The following is a 21750-nucleotide window of genomic DNA, read 5'->3' as shown; positions in this document are numbered from 1 at the left end:
TCAAAACCAGCGGGGCTGACGCCCCGACGAAATTCCCCTCCCACCTACGTCGGTGGGAGCCCCCTTTCGTCAAAAAAGGTGGGACATAGATGACGATTACAACCGGGAGTTCATGGCCGCCGCCGATATTCTGTTTTTGAGTGATGAAGGTCTGGATGGTCGCTCCGCTGAATCATTCATTCGCTCGTTAGCACAGCGCTACCACAACCGGTTCATCATCATGGGATGTGGCAGCCGTGGCGCCCTACTCTATCAATCTACACACGATGAGTTTTTCCATGCTCCGGCCATAGCCCCTCGCGGGGTCATCAACACCATAGGCGCCGGCGATGCGCTGTTTTCAGCCTTTATCCATGAGTGGTTACAGCATGGGGATCCACGGCTAGCCTTGCGCCGGGCCTGTCTGTTTGCCGGTTGGAAAATTGGTGCGGTGGGCGCCGCCGATGGGCTTCCAGATGTGAAGGAATGGCAGCAGTTGTTAATGCAATATGGGCTTTGAACAGAAAAATGCTAACATTGGTTATCCCGGCAATTAGGGGAACAGTTCTCCAGACGGTTCCATTTCATAGCGAGTGGACCCTATAATGCAACTTCCTGATGCCAGCTTGCGGCCCTTGCCGCCTCAGAAGACAGAGTGCCATGACCTCAAATAATCAGCAGCTTAAAGATGCCGGACTGAAGATCACCTCCCCCCGCATCAAGATCCTCGAGTACCTGCAAACGCCAGAATGTCAACACATCAGTGCCGAGGAGCTCTATAAAAAACTGCTGGATCAAGGCGAAGAGATTGGCCTTGCTACCGTCTATCGGGTATTGAACCAGTTTGATGATGCCGGGATTGTCACTCGCCATCATTTCGAGGGTGGCAAGTCAGTCTTCGAACTGGCCCACCAGGAGCATCATGATCACTTGGTCTGCTTGGATTGTGGTCGCGTGATCGAGTTTCATGACGATGTGATTGAACAGCGGCAGAATGAAGTGGCACAAAAATTTGGTCTCGAGCTGACGCACCACAGCCTGTATCTATATGGCCACTGCAATCATCCCGATTGCATCGCCAAGCGCAGCAAAAACAAATAAGCATCAGCAAGGGCAACCGATATGAGGATGCCGACGCTGAAGCAATAAAAAAAACCGCCATTTCGGCGGTTTTTTGTTGGTTGCGATTCACGCCGGAGCATTAGCCCTGCCAAGTATCACGCAGTGCAACCGTCAGGTTGAACACCAGCGACTCTGGCGTAGATAGCTTGCTGTCCGCGCAGAAATAGCCTTCGCGCTCGAACTGATAAGCCTGCTCCGGGGCTGCCTGTTGCAAGCTCGGTTCAACACGAGCCCCATCAATCACCGTCAAGGAAGCAGGATTGATCGTGGTCAGAAAATCCTCCGCCGCTCCCGGGTTTGCCACGGCAAACAGACGATCATACAACCGAACTTGAGCAGGCAGCGAGTGCTCGGCAGTCACCCAGTGGATCACGCCTTTGACCTTGCGACCATCCGCCGGATCGGTACCCAGCGTCTGCGGATCGTAGCTGCAGTAGATAGTGGTAATCTTGCCATCCGCATCTTTCTCGACCCGTTCGGCCTTGATCACATAGGCATGACGCAGCCGAACTTCCTTACCCAGAACCAGACGCTTGAACTGCTTGTTCGCTTCTTCGCGGAAATCCGCTTCATCGATCAAAATTTCGCGGGCAAACGGCAACTCATGAGTACCCAGTTCCGGCTTGTTCGGATGGTTGGGCGAGCTCAGGATCTCGACCTTATCCTGCGGGTAGTTTTCGATCACCACACGCACCGGACGCAGCACCGCCATGGCGCGGGGGGCATTCTCGTTCAAGTCTTCACGAATGCAAGACTCCAGAGCGCTCATCTCGACGGTATTATCCTGCTTGGTGACACCAATGCGACGACAGAACTCGCGGATCGCCTCGGGGGTGTAGCCACGGCGACGCAAACCGGAGACGGTCGGCATCCGCGGATCATCCCAACCTTCGACGATATTCTCGGTGACCAGCAGGTTCAGCTTACGCTTGGACATAATGCTGTATTCGAGGTTCAGACGGCTGAACTCATATTGGCGTGGATGACACTCGATGCTGATGTTATCAAGAACCCAATCATACAGACGGCGATTATCCTGGAACTCCAGAGTACAAATGGAGTGGGTAATCCCCTCAAGAGCGTCCGAAATGCAATGGGTAAAATCGTACATCGGGTAGATGCACCACTTATCACCGGTCTGATGATGCTCGGCAAACTTGACGCGGTAAATCACCGGATCCCGCATCACGATAAACGAAGAGGCCATGTCAATTTTGGCACGTAAACAAACCTCGCCCTCTTTGAAGCCACCGGCGCGCATTTTCTCGAACAACGCCAGATTTTCTGCAACCGAGCGGTCACGGAATGGACTGTTCTTACCCGGAGCAGTGAGTGTGCCCCGATATTCGCGGATCTGCTCGGCCGTCAGCTCATCCACATAAGCCAGCCCCTTTTCGATCAGCTCAATGGCATAACCATGCAACTTATCGAAATAGTCCGAAGAGTAACGAACCGCACCGTTCCACTGAAACCCTAACCACTGCACGTCGCGCTGGATGGACTCGACATACTCCACCTCTTCCTTGGCTGGGTTGGTATCATCAAATCGCAGATTACAGGTTCCCTGATAATCCTGTGCGATACCAAAATTCAGACAGATGGATTTAGCATGGCCGATATGGAGATAACCATTCGGTTCGGGCGGGAAACGGGTCGCAATACTGCTGTGTTTCCCACTCGCCAGATCCTCATCGATAATCTGACGAATAAAATTGCTGGGGCGATGTTCCGCCTGAGTCATTCACTTCACCTCAAGAGATAATAGCTGCAACTGCGCGATAACCGCTTATGATCCATGAATCCCCACCCTGGCTCAAGGGATTTATCGGTTGTCTCCGTCCACTGTCAGACGAAAAAAATCCGTCCAAGACGAGGAAAAAAGAGGTTCATCGCGACACACGGGACAAAGTGGCGCTGATTTCTGGAAACCCGGACAACCCGGCGCCACGGGACACCACGGTATGGATAGAACTACAGTTATGGTCGCGTCGAAGTATCGGGCCGGAGAAAACGGTCGCGCAGATGACGAAAGTCATCATCGATAAGGAAAACGGTTGGCGTCTCTGTGTGTTGTGGCACCGACACAGAGACTAGCCAACCGTTTTGACATGCGACTAATCCGAGTTACCTGACCCGCGGGCTAATGCCGGGCCGCGGGTTTTCCAAGACAAGAGAATTAGCTCGGTAATACCACGGTATCCAGATCGGTATCTGCTGGGATCTTCTTCATTTCACCGGCGATAATCTCCGCCTGCGGACCGAGTACGACTTGCAGATTATTCTCTCCGAGTTTCACGACGCCCGAAGCCCCTAAAGCTCTGAGTACGCGCTCATTGGCAACCGAGCGATCCTTGAGAGTCAAACGTAAACGGGTAATACAAGCATCGATACTCAGCAGGTTGTCATGCCCTCCCAGCGCTTTGAGATATTGCTTGGCCAACTCACTACGATTGGTAGCCACAGTCCCTTGAGCAACCGAGCTTGAGGTGGTCAGGTCATCCTCTTCACGACCGGGCGTTTTCAGATTGAAGCGAATGATGACCACGCGGAATACGAAGTAGTAGATAAAGAAGAATGCAATCCCTTGCAGCAGCAACATGTACCACTGGACCGCTAACGGATTGCGCGAGGAGAGCACCATATCCACGAGGCCGGCACTAAAGCCAAACCCGGCAATCCAGTGCATGGATGCGGCGATAAACACCGAGATACCGGTGAGCAGAGCATGGAGCACATAGAGCAGTGGCGCCACAAACATAAACGCAAATTCAAGCGGCTCGGTCACCCCGGTAAAGAAGGCGGAAAAGGCGGCGGCAATCATGATCGACGCAACCTTTTCTTTGTTCTTGACCTTAGCCGTTTGATAAATAGCCAGCGCCGCACCCGGTAAACCAAACATCATGATGGGAAAGAAACCCGCCTGATACATACCGGTGATGCCGACCACAGCCTTGCCTTCAGCCAAGGATTTAGCCCCGCCCAGGAAGTTAGGAATATCATTGATACCGGCCACATCAAACCAAAACACAGAATTCAGCGCATGATGCAGACCAATCGGGATCAGCAAGCGGTTGAAGAACGCATAAATGCCTGCGCCCGTTGCGCCCATGCCCTGAATTTGTTCACCAAAACTGACCAATCCATCATAGATCACCGGCCAAACATACATCAGCACGAAGGCCAGCGGGATCATGGCAAACGACGTCAGGATCGGGATCAGACGACGGCCGCTGAAGAAAGCCAGCGCCTTATGCAATTCGACACCACTGAAACGATTGTAAAGCTCGGCGGCAATAATACCGGTCAGAATACCGACAAACTGGTTCTGAATTTTATTAAACGCCACCGGTACATCGGCCGGCACCAATCCGAGAATTTGCGCCACAGCACCGGGAGAACAGAGGGTGGTCAGCACCAGAAAGCCGACAAACCCCGCTAACGCAGCGGCACCATCCTTATCTTTGGACATGCCATAAGCCACCCCCACGGCAAACAACACCGACATATTGTCGATGATGGCGCCACCCGATTTGATAAAGAACGCCGCTAATGCACTGTTGCCACCCCAGGCTACAGGATCAATCCAGTAACCCACCCCCATCAGAATGGCTGCCGCGGGCAGTGTCGCGACAGGCACCATCAAGGCACGGCCGACTTTTTGTAGATAACCGAGAATATTCACATCCCTCTCCTATAACTGTCCAAGTGACCCTGGCGGATAAGCAAACAGCTAGCCAACCCACTTCATTCACCACTGATTAAAACTGCTGGAACACGTAACACGACGGCAACTGTACTCGGTACACCTCGGATAAAGGTTGTTCCCTCTCCGGCACCGCAGTCATCGGTATCCATGACAGACGTCGAAGCAGCTGTGCTGTAACCATCGTAGAAATAAACCAACCTAAACAAACAATTACACATCAAACTTGATATTCCCCCCCTGGATCGTCAGGTCAAATTGAGGATCCAAGGGTGATGGGATCAGTCTAGAACGGTTATTTCGTGACGATAACAAACCATGCTTGAAATCGTGGCTCAAATCACCATGAAATGCGATAATCACATAAATTAATAGCCAAATACCGGATCTTGGTTTAAGTTGTAAATTAAGATGGTGCAACAACACAACGCCATGAGGAATCACAGATGCGCCTGATCCCACTCAAAGAAACTGCTCATGTTGGTTACTGGTCCGCTCGTTACATTGTTGATCGCATTACTCAATTTGCGCCGACACCGGAGCGGCCGTTTGTTCTGGGCCTGCCCACGGGCGGCACGCCTTTGAATACCTACCGGCGTTTGATTGAGCTCTATCAGCAAGGTGAAGTTAGTTTCGCCAATGTGGTGACATTCAACATGGATGAATACGTCGGCTTACCCGAGAACCATCCGCAGAGCTATCACAGCTTCATGTTCGAAAATTTCTTCGACCACATTGATATTCGCCATGAAAACATCAATCTGCTGGATGGCAATGCCCTGGATTTGATAGCGGAATGTCAGCGTTATGAAGCGAAAATAAAATCCTATGGCCGCATTCATCTCTTCATGGGCGGGGTTGGCAACGATGGACACATCGCCTTCAATGAACCGGCATCCTCCTTAAGCTCCCGGACGCGAATCAAGACGCTGACCGAAGATACCCGTATCGCCAACGCTCGATTTTTTGGTGATGTCAACCAGGTACCACGCTTGGCGCTCACTGTGGGAGTAGGAACCCTGCTAGATGCAGAAGAGATCCTGATCCTGGTCACCGGGCACGCCAAGGCACAAGCACTGCAGGCTGCCGTCGAGGGCTCCGTCAACCATATGTGGACCATTTCCGCCCTGCAGCTGCATCCCCGTGGCATCATAGTCTGCGACGAGCCCAGCACCATGGAGCTCAAGGTCAAGACAGTGCGTTACTTCCAGGAGTTGGAAGCCGAAAACATTAAGCGGATTTGAGGGCGAGCAGATGTTTGTATTGCGTAATGGGCTAGTCCATTCCGAAACCGGGTTACTCCACGAGCATGGGGTTTTAATCGACCAGGGCCGCATCACGGCTATTCGTCCGCTGTCTGCCTTCAGCCCAGACCTGCCGGCTTATGACCTGCAAGGCCAGCACCTGAGCGCCGGTTTCATCGACCTGCAGCTCAATGGCTGCGGCGGCGTCATGTTCAATGCAGCACAGACTCAGGAAACCTTGGCGGTGATGCAGGAAGCAAACTTGAAGTCTGGCACCACCAGCTTCTTGCCGACGCTGATCACCAGCCCGGATGCGGATATGCGCTGCGCCATCGAGGCGACTCGTGATTACATGCAGGCTCACCCCACTGAGGTGCTAGGTCTCCATCTCGAAGGGCCTTATACCAATGTGATCCGCAAGGGCATTCATCCTGCCGACCAGATCCGCCGCCCCACCGAGGAGATGATCGATTATCTCTGTCAGAACGCGCTCTGGATTGCCAAGATCACTTTGGCTCCGGAGCAGAATGATCTGGACCATATTCGGCGACTCAGCGAGGCCGGAATACTGGTTGCAATCGGCCACAGCGCCGCCAACTACGAACAGGCAATCGCCGGATTCAACGCCGGGATCCGCTTTGCCACCCATTTGTACAACGCCATGACCCCCACCCTAAATGGCCGGGAGCCCGGTATCGTGGGGGCTATCTACGATCGGCAAGATATCTACGCCGGGATCATAGTCGATGGGCATCATGTCCATCCGGCAAACGTCCGTCTGGCGCATCGCATCCTCGGCGAACGTCTTTGTCTGGTCACCGATGCGACCGCCCCGGCCGGAGCTCCGGAGGGATTTGATCATTTCGATTTTTGTGGCACCACCGTCTTTTACCGTCATGGGCAATGCGTGGACAAGAATGGTACACTCGGCGGCTCGGCGCTCACCATGATCGAAGGGGTTCAAAACCTGGTACAACAGGTCGGGATCCCGCTCGAAGAAGCCTTGCGCATGGCCAGCCTCTACCCGGCCCGCGCCATGGGTCGAGCGAACGATCTGGGCAGTATTGCCGAAGGGAAAGTTGCCAATCTGGTCATCTTCGATGATGCATTCAACGTCACGGCAACCCTGGTCCACGGAACCTATCAAGAACACCGATAAATGACAGACGGACAAATAGCGAATATCGACCTGGTCAAACAGGTTAATGCGGCAGCGGTTTATCGCATTATCGACCTGCAAGGGCCCATATCCCGGGTCAAGGTAGCCGAGATCAGCCAGTTAGCTCCCGCCAGTGTGACCAAAATTACCCGGCAGCTGCTGGAGCACGATCTGATCCGTGAGGAAGCGCTGCAAGAGTCCACAGGCGGACGTCGAGCCATCTCCTTGATGACGGTACGGGATCGCTTCCAGTTCGTCTCCTGTCGGTTGGGACGCCGCACCCTGTACTTGGCACTTTGCGATCTGGCGGGCCGTGAACTGGTCCAGATGCGACGCGAGCTCGTGGGTCAATCGACCATTGACGAGGTGCTGGCCACGCTGATCGCCACGATTGACGAGCTGATTAGCAATAACCCACGCAAAATCCGCAAACTAATCGGCTTGGCCGTGACCTTGCCTGGACTGGTCAATCCGGAGTCAGGTGAGGTGCTGTATATGCCCACGCTGACGTTGAATAAAGTGCCCCTTGCACAGCTATTGGAAACCCACTTTGCACTCCCCTGCTATGTGGGAAATGACACCCGCTCCCTGGCGCTGGCGGAACACTTTTTTGGCGCCTCGCAGGACACTCAAGATGCCATACTCATCACCATCCACAACGGGGTCGGCTCTGGCATCATCAGCAAAGGGCGGGTCCTGTTAGGACAGAATCGCAACGTCGGCGAGATAGGTCATATCCAAGTCGAACGATTTGGCCGCCGCTGTCACTGCGGTAATTTTGGCTGCCTGGAGACCATAGTCTCCAATGCTGCCATCGTGGAGCGCAGCCAGGAATTGCTGGCTCGCGGTCATGCATCCTCGCTGTCATCTGCCTCTGCCTCATTGACCATCGAGCAGATCTGCCGCGCCGCCAATGCGGGAGATGCTCTGGCAGGCCAAATCATTCAGGAAACGGGAGAATATTTGGGACGAACCATCGCCATCATGGTGAATCTGTTTAATCCCGAGAAGATCCTGTTGGCTGGCGAGGTGGTCGAAGCGGATAAAATCTTGTTCCCCGCCATCCGACGATGTGTGGAGCAGCAGTCCCTCCCCAGCTTTCATCAGAACCTGCCCATCGAACGTGCCTATTTTCAGGGACAGCACACCATGGGAGGTGTTGCCTTGATCAAACGAGCCTTGCTCGAGGGCGACCTATTACAACGCATCATGGAAATGTGACAAACCCCGAGAATAAATAAACCGGAACCTCCGGTTTTTTTAACGCCGCTTGTAAGCCGTTTTTGGTAAAAATCCTGATTTGTATGTTTTTTCAGCTATTTACGCCAGTTTATCCGTCATTGTGTGAAACTTTTGCAGCTTGAACTGTGCAGAATAGCGAACGATAAATATAATTTATCATCACATGAAAAAACTCGATTTTTAACTCTTTCCATGGCTGAACATACTTCCCCGCGATAGGACAACAACAATAGCAATGACTACCATGAGCTTTGTATCTGATAAGCGTTTTAACGACTTCCAACATTTCCCACGCGGCTTGCGCCGTAGCGGGCAGTTTACTGTTGCCGAAGCCGACACTCTGGAACAGTGTGGCCAAGCCATGCTCGAACTCTACCAAGGCAAGCGCGAGCCCGCCGATGAGGTAGAAATAACTTTCATTGAACGAGTCCAGGCCGGAGATGCCACTGGCAGCCCTCATGCCAAGGTCTGGTTCAAGTATCTGAAAGTGATTGGCCCGCGTCGGGTGCATCGCCTCTGCACGTCAGGTGGCAATGCAACGGATGATGCCAGCTTCGAGCCCGTCGAAGAGTCCCTGGATTAATGGATACGGATCTGCTGCGTACCTTTATCGAGGTCAGTAAAAGCCGACATTTTGGTCGCGCAGCAGAAACCCTGTATTTGACGCAATCAGCCGTCAGTTTTCGGATCCGCCAGTTGGAACAACAACTGGGGGTAACCCTCTTCGCTCGTCATCGTAACAATATTCAACTCACCAGCGCCGGAGAGCGCCTCTACCCCTATGCCGAGGCCATATTACAAACCTTGGGACGCGCTAAGCAGGAAATGGGGCAGCAAGGCGATGTACAACGCCAACTCGCGGTAGGTGCGCCGTTATTCTGCTGGGAGATGGGGTTGCAGGAGTGGATCGATCCCTGGTTTGAGCAGGCGTCGCAACCGCTATTAAGGTATGAAATTGGCAACCGCGAACAGCTCTGTCGCCAGTTGCTGGAAAGAACCCTCGATTTGGCAATCTTGGGAGAGCCGAGCAAAATCGATGAAGTCTCGGTCCGTCCTCTGGCCGAATACCATCTCAGTCTAGTGAGTCGACAAGCAGGCTTGGCCCTGTCGCAAACGCAGCAACAGCCGCTGGTGATGATTGAAACCCATGCCCATTTTACCCATACCAATTTCCCGGCCGAACTGCAGGGCCGTGTACCCACCTTGCTGACGCCTTCCCTGCGGCAAGCAGAGCAACATCTGAAGCAACATGGCGGTATTGCTTACTTGCCTCATCCTGCGGTCGCTCCGGCGCTGAAACAAGGTCTTTTGCACATGGTGGATGGAGCACCACACCTACCCCGCACTCTCTACTTGGCCTATCGCTCCACTGCAACGCAGCAAGAGTCGTTATCAGGTCTGCTCAATAGCAATTGGCGTATTGGCCAGAAAACAAGCCGCCCTGCACCAACCTCCCCACGCTAAGCGCGATACAACTCCGATCACGACCAGGTTCGCTCGGCAAGCAAAGAACCGTCCTCTACCTCGCGAATAGAGAAATGACCATTCTGATAGAGTCCAAAGCTCGCCGGCCCCTGTCTGGGCATGGCGATAGATCCAGGATTCATAGCGAGCAGGCCGGGTGCAGGCTCAGAGAAACCCGCCAAGTGAGTATGCCCGGAAAACAGGACATCCCCGGAGCCTAGAGCCAGTTGCTCAAGCGAATACAGGTGGCCATGAGTCATGCAACAGCGTCGACTCCCCAGCAACAAAAAGTTGTAGGGAGACAGACAGGGAAAGGCCAATAACATCTGATCGACTTCGCTATCGCAGTTTCCTCGCACCGCAAGGATCCGGGTACGTAGTTGATTCAAAGACTCGGCGACTGCAGCCGGAGCATAGCCCTGAGGCACCGGATTACGCGGACCATGGTTAAGGAGATCGCCCAATAGCAGATAGTAATCCGGTGCATAGGGTTGTAGCTGGAGAAGCGTCTGTTCCAGAGCAGGTAAACAACCATGAATATCAGAAAGGATGGCCAGTGTTGTCACATCAATACCTGAGCGTTATGCCAAATGAGGAAAGCCAGCTTACCTCAATGTCACAGCAGGTGACGAGCCTGTTGCCCATAGCCGACTCTCGACCATCCTTCACACCTTCACACCTTCACACGAATAGCAAAGCACCACCAGGCGCGCGATAGTCAAACGCTACTCCTGCACATCGTTCGCGGAAAAAGTCAGGCAAACGCTATTCACGCAGTAGCGCCGTTTGGTCGGCGTTGGGCCATCGTCGAATACATGCCCCAGATGGGCACCACACTGCTGGCAGAGGATCTCGGTACGAACCATGCCATGGGATTTATCTTTTTCATAACGTACCGCACCGGCAATGGCAGTATCAAAACTCGGCCAACCACAACCAGAATCAAATTTTGAAGAGGAAGCAAATAAGGTGTTGTTACAACACACGCAATGATATTCCCCAGTCTTGCGATTATGCAGCAGAGCGCCGGAGAAGGGGCGCTCCGTGCCTTTTTCCCAGCAAACCCGATACTGCTCCTCGGTCAGTCGTTCACGCCAAGAATCGAGGGTGGGTGTTTCCATCTTGTTAGCCTTGTTACCAATTTGTAACAGAAAGCATACCTGATCTTGCCGAGCCTCTCACCCCTTAACCACAGAAACTGCACCAGCATCACAAATCCTCTGCCGCAACAGTTTGACAGAGTGAGCACGTCCAACCGCTATTTGGCGGCGAACATCATCGGGTAACAGGAAACCATCGACGGCCGCCGTGTCGATCACCTGCTCCCATTCCATGGTGTCGGCCGGGGCTGGCAAACGAAAATGGATGTCGTAGCCGCTGGCATTAAACAGAGCCAACCAACGCTCACCCATGCCTTTGAGATCCCCGATATCCATCACAAACACCTGCGACACCGGCGCATTCCAATCGGCATCCGATAACAAGTGCCCATCCGGGTGATACCAAGCCACCTGGTGCAAAGCCCCATACGACCCCAAATAATGATCATCGATCAACCGCAATCCTGAAAAGACGGCAGAATTGCGTCGTAACTGGATCATCTGTTTAACGAACTCCAGCAAGCGTTCGTCCTCTTCTCGCAGTTCCCAACTCTGCCAGCTGATCCGATTATCCTGACAATAGGCGTTATTGTTGCCCATTTGGCTGCGGCCAATCTCGTCCCCGGCCAACATGTGCGGCGTGCCTTGTGACAGCAGTAGCGTCGCAATCAGATTGCGCTTTTGCTGCTGACGCATATGGCTGATCCGCAGATCCGCAGTCGGTCCTTCAATACCGTAATTGGCCGACAAATTATGCCCATGACCATCCCGGTTATCTTCGCCATTCGCCTGATTATGACGCTGGTTGTAACTGACTAAATCCTCGAGCGTGAAACCATCGTGATAGCAGATGAAATTAACGCTAGCGTGGATCGAGCGGTAGGACTTGGGAAAGACATCCCGTGAACCGAGCAAGCGTGTCGCAAAGTCGGCCATACGGCCGGTATCACCACGCCAAAATGAACGAGCGGTATCCCGGAAACGATCATTGGTTTCCTTCCACTGACTGGGAAATTGCCCAAGTCGATAGCCAAAAGGGCCAATATCCCAAGGCTCGGCAATCAACTTGGCCTGACTGATCACCGGGTCCTGCATGATGGCCTTGAAAAAACCACCGCAGGGATCAAACTCGTTCCCTTCTCGAGCCAGGGTTACTGCCAGATCGAAGCGAAAACCATCCACCTGCATCTCTTCTAGCCAATAACGCAGGCTATCCATGACCAGACGCAAAACGTTGGGATGATCAACATTCACACTGTTGCCACAGCCAGCTACATTGATGTAACGCTGATAATCAGGGCCATGACTGCCATTTTCAAAGGTGTAGTAGTTGCGGTTATCCAGCCCCTTGAAGGAGAGGATGGGACCACCCTGACCGGATTCAGCCGTATGGTTGAACACCACATCAAGAATGACCTCGATACCTGCACGGTGTAATTCCCGCACCATGGTCTTGAACTCGGTCACCGCATCGGTCACCGCATAACGAGGATCGGGGGCCATAAAGCAAACCGGGTTGTAACCCCAGTAATTGACCAGATCCAAACCGATCAATCGCGGTTCACTCATGAAGCAGGCCACGGGCATCAGCTGAAGCGTCGTAATGCCAAGAGCTGTCAGATATTCGAGAACGGCAGGCTGACACAAAGCCAGATATGTTCCTCGATACGCCTCTGGAACATCTGGGTGTAACCGGGTAAACCCCTTCACATGGGTTTCATAAAGAATGGTCTGATGGTCGGCATATCCCGGCTTGCTCACGCCCTGCCAGTCGAAATCATCTGCCGTAACCACAGATTTACTCATCATCTGCTGGCTGTCACCCTCATACAGGGTTTCATTCCAGAGTAATGGCCGATTGATATTTTTGGTATAGGGATCAAGCAGCAGTTTTTGCTCATCAAACAGCAACCCCTGCTCCGGATGGTGAGCACCTGCGACTCGCCAGCCATATAACTGCCCGGCCGTCACACCTTCGACATACCCAAACCAGTAATGTCCCTTGCGCTCACGTAACGAAATACGTGCCGTCTCTTTTTCGTCGCGACCAAACAAACACAAGGTGACGCTGTTGGCGTCCGGCGCCCAAAGAGAAAAGTTGCATCCCTTACTATCGAGAGAGGCCCCTAAAGGGGTCTCTCTACCAGGCTTGAGCATGAAGCTATCGCCCATTGGATTAATCCCCAATCCGCTTGATAAAGACTGTTGCTAACGGAGGTAGATTAATCAGAATTGATTGCGCTTGTCCATGGATAGTGACCGCCTCACTTTGGAAGCTGAGGCCACCCATATCGTAATCACTACCCCAGTAGTAGCTACTATCGGTATTTAAGACCACCTGATAGGTTCCTGCCTCCGGCACGCCCAAACGGTAACCATCAACCGGTGTCGGAGTGAAATTACCCACCACGAGAACAGAGCGGTCGCCCGCTTTGTTACGGCGCAACATGGCATAGACACTGTGTTCAGAATCGCTGTGATCCAGCCACATAAAACCACCACGCTCATAATCAGCCTCATACATGGCCGGTTCGTTGCGATAGAAATGGTTCAAGTCCCGGATCACACTCTTCTGACCACTGTGCTTATCAAATTGCAGCAACCACCACGACAGCTGAGCATCATGGTTCCACTCGGTAGATTGTGCTATCTCCGTGCCCATAAAGTTCGATTTTTTCCCAGGATGGGCATACATGAATCCCATGTAAGCACGCAAGTTTGCAGCTTGTTGCCACTCATCGCCTGGCATCTTATACAGCATGGAGTGTTTGCCATGTACCACTTCATCATGGGACAGCGACAGGATAAAGTTTTCATCGTAGTGATAGACCATCGAGAAGGTCATCTCGCTGTGATGATACTGGCGATGAATGGGATCCTTCTTCATGTATTCCAGGGTATCGTGCATCCACCCCATATTCCATTTGAAGCCAAATCCAAGACCGCCGGTAAAGGTGGGACGAGACACGCCCGCAAATGCCGTCGACTCTTCAGCAATCGTCATGGCCTGCGGGTAGTGCTTATACACTTCCTCATTGAACCAGCGCAGCAAGCTGATCGCTTCGTAGTTATGGTTGCCACCATGAATATTTGGCACCCACTCCCCATCTTTACGGGAATAATCCCAATACAGCATGGAAGCCACAGCATCAACACGCAGGCCATCGATATGGAAATGCTCTAACCAGTACAAGGCACTGGCGACCAGGAACTGCCGTACATGGTCGCGGCCAAAATCATAGATGTAGGAATTCCAGTCTGGATGCCAGCCGCGACGGGGATCTTCATATTCATATAAGGGCGTGCCGTCGAACCGCGCCAAGCCATGGGAGTCAGAAGGGAAATGTGCAGGAACCCAGTCGAGGATGATACCAATCCCGGCTTGGTGGCACTGGTCGACAAAGTATTTGAAATCGTCCGCCGAACCAAAACGACTGGTGGGCGCAAACATACCCACCGGCTGGTACCCCCAGGATCCGGAGAAAGGGTGCTCCGAAATCGGCATCAGCTCAATATGGGTGTATCCCATCTCCTGAATGTAGGGGATCAACTCAGCCGCCATCTCGCGGTAGCTCAATGAGGAGCCGTCATCATGACGCTTCCAGGAAGCGAAATGGAGTTCGTAGATGGACATCGGTTGTTCTAGCTTGTCATTCAGTTGTGACGCTAACCAACCGGCATCATGCCATTCATACTGGGCGTGATCGTAGACCACCGAGGCAAAGGATGGGTATTGCTCGGCATAAAAACCAACGGGATCCGCCTTGTGAGGCAAACGATTACCCATTGGATCTTTGAGTTCATATTTATAGTGTTCACCGGCTTGCAGCCCAGGAACAAACAGCACCCAGTGGCCACACAAGCTGCGTTGCATCGGATGACGACGGCCATCCCAAAAGTTGAAATCGCCAATTAAGCTAACAGCCGTCGCACTGGGAGCATAAACAGCAAACCGGACGCCAGAGACTTTGACGCCATCGACTTCGGTTTCGATCAGTTGCGCACCGAGCGTTTTATAAAGGTTGGCGGCTTGCAGTTTCATCTCGGCAAGGCCTGCGTAAGCCTCGGTATGAAATTGATAGGGATCGACAATCGTCGTATCGGTATCTGGATATTGAACCTGTAAGGAGTAGGAAAAAGGTTTCTTACGACGCGGAAAACTGGCTTCGAAGAGCCCAAGCTTGTCGACACAAACCATAGCCGCGATCACCTTGTCGCTGCCCAGTTCCTTGATCTCAACGGACAGGGCGCCAGGCAACCAGGCGCGTAACAGTAAACCAGAGCCATCTGGATTAACCACTAAACCTAAATTTTCAAACGGTTTGCCACAACGGGCCCCCATTAATTCTTTTATCAGCATGCCATCACCCTCTATAAAACGAACCCATCAGCCTGCCCATCGGATACGGGCTAATGGGTTACGTCATCTTATTGTTATAAAAAATTAGCGGCCAGCTTTGTTCCGAGCCTCAGTCATCCGTTTTGCCAACTGGGCCAATGCCGGATTAGCAAAGATCTCGCTGAGGTTTTTCGTCAACTTACGACGCCAGTTCGGATATTCGGTACTGGTACCCGGAACGTTGACCGGTTTATCCATTTCCAACCAATCTTCCAGCTGAGTACTGAACAGAGCACAATTGCCAAGGCACATGTGGATCTGCATGCCATGATTGAGCTCAGTCGTCATCCCCGACCAGTTGACGTCGCGCGGAACAGAATCCGGCAAGACACCATGGCCATGCAGACTGTCCAGGATCCGTTGCTTGGCTTGATGACGATCGGCACGAAGCGAATTCAATACCTCTTCATCAGGATAGAGCCCCAACTCGCGGCCCAGGGTCAGATCATCACAGTGCCAGTAACCACGCAGTGTCGGCATATCGTGGGTGGTCAAAGCCGCCATGGCCTGCTCTGGATAATGAGCCGGAGAGATGAAACCGCCATCGGTCTTTGAACGCTCGAAGAAGAAAATCCGGTAGGAGTGAACACCATTTTCCTTCAACAGCACATCCATGCCATCCGGAACTGTGCCCAGATCTTCACCGATGATCAGACACTGATTACGGACTGATTCCAGAGCCAGAATGCCCAGCAGATCGTTGACCCGGTAGTAAATGTAAGCACCCTTGGCAGCAGAAGCTCCTGGCGGTACCCACCACAGACGCAGCAACGCCATGGCATGGTCAATTCGCAGCGATCCACAAGAACGCATATTGGAGCGGAACAAATCGATCATCGGTTGATACTTGGCTTCCAGCAGCTTGGACGGATCCATCGGCGGCAAGCCCCAGTTTTGTCCGAGTGGACCCAGAACGTCAGGCGGCGCACCCACGCTGGCCTTCGGACAATAGAGTTCGCTATTGGCCCAAATTTCAGTAGAACCTTCGGAGACACCCACCGCCAGATCGCGGTAGATACCCATCACCATGCCAGATTGCTTGGCTTTAGCATCGGCTTGCGCCAGCTGCTCATCCGCCAGAAACTGCAAATACATGTAAAAGCGAACATCGCTTTCATGCTCATCCGCCCACTTGGCAACGGCCGGTTTGTGGTATTCACGGAACTCTTCAGGCCAGGCTGGCCAGCCCCAAGCATTTTGACCTTCGGCATACAAAGAAGCCTGCAGCGCATCATAGACCGCTTGCTGCTTCAGACTGTCACCGCCCTCGGCAATGAAGGCCGCAAACGCCTTGCCGCGATTGGTGTTTTTGCCAAGTTTGGCGCCAGCGAAAACCTTGCGCAGAATATCGATCTTGGCTTGCGTCACACCGGTGTAGTCGATGGATTCCAGATCCCGCAATGCTTGCAGACGTTGCTGGAATGGAGCGGACTCCACTTCGGCCTTGACCGCATCATTTTGCTGATATTCAGGAACATTCAACACATCGATATAAACAACGTTCAACCAACGACGCGATGACGGACTGTATGGGCTAGCACTTTCTGGATTGGCAGGGTACAACGCATGGATCGGGTTCAAACCGACAAAATGCGCACCCCATCGCCCCATATTTTCAACCAGAACACCGAGGTCAGTGAAATCACCGATCCCCCAGTTATTCTCGCTGCGCAGGCAGTACAACTGAACGCTGGGCCCCCACACCTTGCGACCATTAACAAACGGCTCCTGCTTGAAACAGGATTGGGGCGCGACGATCAACCGCTGTGAACCCAGGACTTGGCGTGCACTCTTTTTGATAACAAGTTCGTGGTAACCAAGGGGTAAGTCAGCACTAATAGCGACGTGATAAGCTTGATATTCAGCATCATCGATATGAACAACAGCCACCATTTCGCCATTGACTGGCACCAGAGAGCCTTTGAGGCTATTTCCCTCTTCCGTTTTGACTTCCCAGCTCAATTCGTTATTAACCAAGTCGATCGGTAAACGCAGTTCTAAACCGATAACCTCGCCACTACGAACGACCTGCACCGGATCCATGGGCTGAGTCCAATGAGCGCGATTCTCTTCGTCGAGTTGAAGCTGTAACGCCGCCTCATCATCGACTTTGTAGCCCATAGCACCCAGCATGGCAGCCTTGCTTTCCTGACTCACCAATGCCGGGTTTCCCCACGCATCCACATAATCATTGGCAATGCCTTTGGCACTCGCCAATTGTTCAATCAAAGTTGTCATATTGGTATTTTCCCGCTGTTACGCTTTTTTGATTGAGTCTCTATCCAGAACATCTTCTTTTCCAAAAAACAAGGTGGCATAAAGCAGACCGCCTGTTAGTCTGACTCGCGACTAATCCTAGCTTTACACGCGCCTCGGTGACGAATTTTCTCATATCAGCCCGCGTGCGAATGTGACCTCACAGACACTCATGAGCGGCTGTTTTGGTCGATTGGTCGCGAATCAAGCATCAGTGTGCAATTTACAACCACTTTGGACATTGGTGCAGTCCCCATAGCAATGTCATCAAATTTCAATCAAATGTAATATCCGAAAGCAAGTTTCAGTCTTTTTTATGATATTGCGCAATTAAAAAGGGGTTGATGGTTGACTCCCCCCCGTGATCTTGTAAATTTATTAGCGGATTTTTTCTGTTGAACAACAAACGTTGGGTACAACTATTATGACTATCAAAGTAGGTATTAACGGTTTCGGCCGTATCGGTCGCTTCGTATTTCGCGCTTCTTTCGAACGTGCTGACCTGGGCATCGAAGTGGTCGGTATCAACGATCTGATCGACGTTGAATACATGGCTTACATGCTGAAGTACGACTCAACTCACGGCCGCTTCAAGGGCACCGTTGAAGTTAAGGATGGCAACCTGGTTGTTAACGGTAAGACCGTTCGCGTTACCGCTGTACGTGATCCGGCTGAACTGAATTGGGGCGCTATCGGTGTTGACGTAGTTGCCGAAGGTACCGGTCTGTTCCTGGACGACGCTACTGCCCGTAAGCACATCACTGCTGGCGCCAAGAAGGTTGTCATGACTGGCCCGTCCAAGGACGCCACTCCGATGTTCGTAATGGGTGTTAACCACACCGAATACGCTGGTCAAGACATCGTTTCTAACGCTTCTTGCACCACCAACTGCCTGGCACCTATCGCCAAGGTTCTGAACGACACTTGGGGTATCGAGTCTGGTCTGATGACCACTGTTCACGCTACCACTGCTACCCAGAAGACCGTTGATGGTCCGTCCGCTAAGGACTGGCGTGGTGGCCGCGGCGCGGCTCAGAACATCATCCCGTCTTCTACCGGTGCAGCCAAAGCTGTTGGCGTTGTTATCCCTGAGCTGAAGGGCAAACTGACTGGTATGGCTTTCCGCGTTCCGACTCCGGACGTTTCTGTTGTTGACCTGACCGTCAACCTGAAGAAGCCAGCTACCTACGCTGAAATCTGCTCTGCCATGAAGGCTGCTTCTGAAGGCGCCATGAAGGGTGTTCTGGGCTACACCACTGATGAAGTTGTTTCTAACGACTTCGTAGGTGAAACCTGCACTTCTGTATTCGACGCCAAGGCTGGTATCCAGCTGACCGATACTTTCGTCAAGGTTGTATCCTGGTACGACAACGAAATCGGTTACTCAAACAAGGTTCTGGAGCTGATCGCTCACATCTCCAAGTAATTTGGAGCTGTAACCCTGTTAGATGAAAGGCGGCTGTGAAGCCGCCTTTTTCTTTGGAGGAGATCTGTTATGTCATCGCTGCTCAATCTTGAAACGGTACGCCAACTTACAGAAACCACGAGCTTGGCACGTAATAGTGCTGGAATCGAATTTTTGGTGGTAAATCGACCACAATCCGAAGCCATCATCAGTTTATTTGGAGCCCATCTACTCCACTTTGCCCCCCGAAATAGCACTCCTTGGTTCTGGCTAAGCTCCGAAGCTATCCTGGATGGAAGTCGCGGGATCCGGGGTGGCGTCCCTATTTGCTGGCCCTGGTTCGGTCCTTCGCCAGAACGTGTTGGATTGGGGAAGCCTCAACATGGTTTTGCGCGAACATCCCTCTGGCAACTTGATGGTATCAGTGACTCACCTGACAGCACCTTGTTGCACCTGTCACTGCAAGATTCGGAAGCAACGCGAGCGATTTGGCCTCATTCCTTTACGCTGGAATATGATCTGCTGATTGGTGATGACCTGACGCTCATGCTCACCAGCCGCAATGAAGGGGATACACCCTTGGTGTATAGCGGTGCCTTGCACAGCTACTTCACAATTGCAGCGCCTGAAAAGGTCCAGATCCATGGATTAGGCGCTAGCTATGTGGATAAGCTGGATAGCAGTCGAGAAAAAGAAGCCGGTATATTCAGCCTGGATAGGGCCATCGATCGCGTTTATACCCAACCCGGCCCATCCACAGAGCTGCAAACCGGGAGCCATCGGCTGGTACTGGATCATGGGAATGCGGACTCCATCGTGGTCTGGACGCCCTGGGTCGAAGGTTCGGCCGCGATGAATGATGTGAATAATGACGCCTGGACTCAGATGGTCTGCGTGGAAACCGCCATCACCGCGCCGAGTGGCATCGCAGTACCACCGGACGACGAGCACTCATTGTTTGTAAAAATTAGCTCGCGATAAGCATTGCAACTGCTGAGCTCAAACAGAGTGAAGGGCCGGAAGGCCCTTCATATTACTAAATATTATTCTGCACTTTATGCTGTAACTCAGCGGCAAATGCCAACATACGATCCAGTGGCACCAGAGCTTTCTGGCGTATGGCTTCATCCACTAAAATTTCATGTTCACCCGCAGACTCCTGCAATGCAGCATGAATGGCGACCAAGCCATTCATCGCCATCCACGGACAATGGGCACAACTGCGACAAGTGGCACCATCCCCTCCGGTCGGAGCCTCCAGCATCACCTTATCAGGACACGCTTGTTGCATCTTGTAGAAAATACCGCGGTCAGTCGCCACTATTAACGTCTGCTGTGGAAGTTGCTGGGCGGCTTTAATTAGCTGACTTGTCGAACCCACCGCATCCGCGATCGCAATCACAGCTTCCGGTGACTCGGGATGCACCAATACCGCAGCATCGGGGTGTTGCAGCTTGAGCTGCAATAGTGCCTTGGCCTTGAATTCATCATGCACGATACAGGCAGCTTGCCAACGCAGCATATCTGCGCCCGTTTTCTTGGCAATATAGGCCCCTAGATGACGATCAGGAGCCCAAATAATTTTTTTACCTTGGGCATCCAGATGCTCAATTAACTCAACCGCAATACTGGAGGTGACAATCCAGTCCGCTCGCGCCTTGACTGCAACCGATGTGTTGGCATAGACCACGACAGTATGGTCAGGATGAGCATCACAAAAAGCACTGAACTCATCGGCAGGACACCCGAGGTCTAACGAACACTCGGCCTTCAACGTTGGCATTAAGACCTGCTTCTCCGGACTGAGGATCTTGGCCGTTTCTCCCATGAAACGAACGCCGGCAACAATCAATGTCTGCGCCGAATGCTGTTTGCCAAAACGCGCCATTTCGAGCGAATCACCAACAAAACCGCCCGTCTCCGCGGCAAGAGCCTGGATCTCGGGATCCGTATAATAGTGAGCAATTAGAACCGCATTCCGCTGCTTTAACAGAGCGCGGATCTTGGTTTTATAGTCCTGCTGCTGCTCTGGCGATAAGGGGATAGGCTTGGGAGGAAACGGATAATCCAAAGCAACGACATCAACCATACTGTTCATCAAGTCACACCTAAAGCTCAGAAAGTTGATTGATTATACCGCCAAGTGCACTAGATCCCAATCTTTGCGGCCGCACCCACGATTACCGCTCCCCGCGCCCATTAATGACTATCCTATAACTGTGTCCTCTGCGAGATGCGCATCATGAATGAAATGTCGCTGCGAAATAAGTTACTCCTGTTTGTTACCGCTATTTTGTTATCCAGCAGTATCATTACCACCTATTTCCTCTGGTCAGCGCTAGAAAATGCGAATGCCGCCATAGTCACCAAGTCGAAAAGTGCTTTGGAAAATGAGGTCCGACATAGCTTGGCACGACAAACCGGCTTGTATGGTGAGCGGATTGCCACATTCATTAACCAAGCCTATCGCATCCCCGCAGTAATAAGCGGCACCATCGAACAGGCCTATAAAAAACCAAGCACGGCGCCATCGCGGGAACAATTGCAGGAGATTTTGCGTGGCATAATCGGCAAAGACACACAGATAAGCTCAATTTACGGCGCTGTTCCCTTTACGTGTTGTTGACTATTTTCACCCCACCCGATAACCAGGATTTTGCACTGTTGGGCTCTTGGT

18 protein-coding genes are annotated in these 21750 nt (G+C 52.4%); 10 read left to right on the top strand and 8 right to left on the bottom strand.

Annotated elements, in window-relative coordinates; genetic code table 11:
• The first annotated feature begins 112 nt into the window (after positions 1-112).
• Positions 113-499 (top strand): carbohydrate kinase family protein, encoded by a 387-nt coding sequence (locus ACYVG7_RS13975; RefSeq protein ID WP_460883700.1) that lies wholly within the window; start codon positions 113-115, stop codon positions 497-499.
• Between the two features lie 140 nt (positions 500-639).
• Positions 640-1080, top strand: a complete 441-nt coding sequence (fur, locus tag ACYVG7_RS13970; protein ID WP_460883699.1) for a ferric iron uptake transcriptional regulator — start codon at positions 640-642, stop codon at positions 1078-1080.
• A gap of 100 nt (positions 1081-1180) precedes the next feature.
• On the opposite strand, the gene glnS is transcribed toward fur, so the two are convergent.
• Both glnS and nagE read right to left on the bottom strand, forming a co-directional pair.
• Entirely contained in the window at positions 1181-2842 is a 1662-nt protein-coding gene (gene glnS, locus ACYVG7_RS13965) for a glutamine--tRNA ligase (RefSeq protein WP_460883698.1), read from the bottom strand.
• A 435-nt stretch (positions 2843-3277) separates the two neighbouring features.
• Positions 3278-4783 (bottom strand): N-acetylglucosamine-specific PTS transporter subunit IIBC, encoded by a 1506-nt coding sequence (nagE, locus tag ACYVG7_RS13960; RefSeq protein ID WP_460883697.1) that lies wholly within the window; start codon positions 4781-4783, stop codon positions 3278-3280.
• A gap of 467 nt (positions 4784-5250) precedes the next feature.
• Here nagE and nagB point away from each other — a divergent pair, with 467 nt between their 5' ends.
• From nagB to ACYVG7_RS13935, 5 genes are all read left to right on the top strand, one after another.
• Positions 5251-6048, top strand: a complete 798-nt coding sequence (gene nagB / locus ACYVG7_RS13955; protein ID WP_460883696.1) for a glucosamine-6-phosphate deaminase — start codon at positions 5251-5253, stop codon at positions 6046-6048.
• Between the two features lie 10 nt (positions 6049-6058).
• Complete coding sequence (gene nagA / locus ACYVG7_RS13950) at positions 6059-7207, top strand: N-acetylglucosamine-6-phosphate deacetylase (RefSeq protein WP_460883695.1); 1149 nt, start codon at positions 6059-6061, stop codon at positions 7205-7207.
• Positions 7208-8428: an ROK family protein gene (locus ACYVG7_RS13945; RefSeq protein ID WP_460883694.1), complete on the top strand. Its 1221-nt coding sequence runs from the start codon at positions 7208-7210 to the stop codon at positions 8426-8428.
• 265 nt (positions 8429-8693) lie between these two features.
• Positions 8694-9032: a MaoP family protein gene (locus tag ACYVG7_RS13940; protein ID WP_460883693.1), complete on the top strand. Its 339-nt coding sequence runs from the start codon at positions 8694-8696 to the stop codon at positions 9030-9032.
• Positions 9032-9913, top strand: a complete 882-nt coding sequence (locus ACYVG7_RS13935; protein ID WP_460883692.1) for a LysR family transcriptional regulator — start codon at positions 9032-9034, stop codon at positions 9911-9913. Before ACYVG7_RS13940 ends, ACYVG7_RS13935 begins: the two co-directional genes overlap by 1 nt.
• Positions 9914-9930: 17 nt before the next feature.
• Here the strand turns inward: ACYVG7_RS13935 and yfcE are convergent, their stop codons facing one another.
• From yfcE to malQ, 5 genes are all read right to left on the bottom strand, one after another.
• Complete coding sequence (gene yfcE, locus ACYVG7_RS13930; protein ID WP_460883691.1) at positions 9931-10479, bottom strand: phosphodiesterase; 549 nt, start codon at positions 10477-10479, stop codon at positions 9931-9933.
• Positions 10480-10638: 159 nt separating this feature from the next.
• A complete protein-coding gene (gene msrB, locus ACYVG7_RS13925; protein WP_460883690.1) occupies positions 10639-11034 on the bottom strand; it encodes a peptide-methionine (R)-S-oxide reductase MsrB in 396 nt (131 codons plus the stop codon).
• 57 nt (positions 11035-11091) lie between these two features.
• The gene (gene glgX, locus ACYVG7_RS13920; protein WP_460883689.1) at positions 11092-13185 is read right to left on the bottom strand and encodes a glycogen debranching protein GlgX; all 2094 of its coding nucleotides are present in this window, start codon (positions 13183-13185) and stop codon (positions 11092-11094) included.
• 4 nt (positions 13186-13189) lie between these two features.
• Positions 13190-15373: a 1,4-alpha-glucan branching protein GlgB gene (gene glgB / locus ACYVG7_RS13915; protein ID WP_460883688.1), complete on the bottom strand. Its 2184-nt coding sequence runs from the start codon at positions 15371-15373 to the stop codon at positions 13190-13192.
• Positions 15374-15457: 84 nt separating this feature from the next.
• Positions 15458-17650: a 4-alpha-glucanotransferase gene (malQ, locus tag ACYVG7_RS13910; protein ID WP_460883687.1), complete on the bottom strand. Its 2193-nt coding sequence runs from the start codon at positions 17648-17650 to the stop codon at positions 15458-15460.
• Between the two features lie 442 nt (positions 17651-18092).
• On the opposite strand from malQ, the gene gap reads away from it, so the two are divergent.
• A complete protein-coding gene (gene gap / locus ACYVG7_RS13905; RefSeq protein WP_460883686.1) occupies positions 18093-19094 on the top strand; it encodes a type I glyceraldehyde-3-phosphate dehydrogenase in 1002 nt (333 codons plus the stop codon).
• A gap of 69 nt (positions 19095-19163) precedes the next feature.
• Positions 19164-20054 carry a D-hexose-6-phosphate mutarotase gene (locus ACYVG7_RS13900; RefSeq protein WP_460883685.1) on the top strand — a complete coding sequence of 297 codons (891 nt, stop codon included), beginning with the start codon at positions 19164-19166 and terminating at the stop codon, positions 20052-20054.
• A gap of 55 nt (positions 20055-20109) precedes the next feature.
• Here the strand turns inward: ACYVG7_RS13900 and nadA are convergent, their stop codons facing one another.
• On the bottom strand, positions 20110-21171 hold the full coding sequence (gene nadA / locus ACYVG7_RS13895) for a quinolinate synthase NadA (RefSeq protein ID WP_460883684.1): 1062 nt from the start codon (positions 21169-21171) through the stop codon (positions 20110-20112).
• A gap of 144 nt (positions 21172-21315) precedes the next feature.
• Here nadA and ACYVG7_RS13890 point away from each other — a divergent pair, with 144 nt between their 5' ends.
• Positions 21316-21699: a hypothetical protein gene (locus ACYVG7_RS13890; protein WP_460883683.1), complete on the top strand. Its 384-nt coding sequence runs from the start codon at positions 21316-21318 to the stop codon at positions 21697-21699.
• Positions 21700-21750 lie beyond the last annotated feature (51 nt).

Source organism: Pseudaeromonas pectinilytica (assembly GCF_054780855.1).
The sequence above is the reverse complement of the archived record's forward strand: the minus strand, read 5'-3'. Positions and strand labels throughout refer to the sequence as shown.

What these genes read in the sequence shown, in the direction of transcription:
- ACYVG7_RS13940 (WP_460883693.1), top strand. Translation starts at nt 8,694, where the DNA reads ATGAGCTTTGTATCTGATAAGCGTTTTAACGACTTCCAACATTTCCCA.
- nagB (WP_460883696.1), top strand. Translation starts at nt 5,251, where the DNA reads ATGCGCCTGATCCCACTCAAAGAAACTGCTCATGTTGGTTACTGGTCC.
- gap (WP_460883686.1), top strand. Translation starts at nt 18,093, where the DNA reads ATGACTATCAAAGTAGGTATTAACGGTTTCGGCCGTATCGGTCGCTTC.
- glgB (WP_460883688.1), bottom strand. Translation starts at nt 15,373, where the DNA reads ATGCTGATAAAAGAATTAATGGGGGCCCGTTGTGGCAAACCGTTTGAA.
- ACYVG7_RS13890 (WP_460883683.1), top strand. Translation starts at nt 21,316, where the DNA reads ATGAATGAAATGTCGCTGCGAAATAAGTTACTCCTGTTTGTTACCGCT.
- fur (WP_460883699.1), top strand. Translation starts at nt 640, where the DNA reads ATGACCTCAAATAATCAGCAGCTTAAAGATGCCGGACTGAAGATCACC.
- glgX (WP_460883689.1), bottom strand. Translation starts at nt 13,185, where the DNA reads ATGGGCGATAGCTTCATGCTCAAGCCTGGTAGAGAGACCCCTTTAGGG.
- malQ (WP_460883687.1), bottom strand. Translation starts at nt 17,650, where the DNA reads ATGACAACTTTGATTGAACAATTGGCGAGTGCCAAAGGCATTGCCAAT.
- ACYVG7_RS13945 (WP_460883694.1), top strand. Translation starts at nt 7,208, where the DNA reads ATGACAGACGGACAAATAGCGAATATCGACCTGGTCAAACAGGTTAAT.
- ACYVG7_RS13900 (WP_460883685.1), top strand. Translation starts at nt 19,164, where the DNA reads ATGTCATCGCTGCTCAATCTTGAAACGGTACGCCAACTTACAGAAACC.
- ACYVG7_RS13975 (WP_460883700.1), top strand. Translation starts at nt 113, where the DNA reads ATGGCCGCCGCCGATATTCTGTTTTTGAGTGATGAAGGTCTGGATGGT.
- nadA (WP_460883684.1), bottom strand. Translation starts at nt 21,171, where the DNA reads ATGAACAGTATGGTTGATGTCGTTGCTTTGGATTATCCGTTTCCTCCC.
- msrB (WP_460883690.1), bottom strand. Translation starts at nt 11,034, where the DNA reads ATGGAAACACCCACCCTCGATTCTTGGCGTGAACGACTGACCGAGGAG.
- ACYVG7_RS13935 (WP_460883692.1), top strand. Translation starts at nt 9,032, where the DNA reads ATGGATACGGATCTGCTGCGTACCTTTATCGAGGTCAGTAAAAGCCGA.
- glnS (WP_460883698.1), bottom strand. Translation starts at nt 2,842, where the DNA reads ATGACTCAGGCGGAACATCGCCCCAGCAATTTTATTCGTCAGATTATC.
- nagA (WP_460883695.1), top strand. Translation starts at nt 6,059, where the DNA reads ATGTTTGTATTGCGTAATGGGCTAGTCCATTCCGAAACCGGGTTACTC.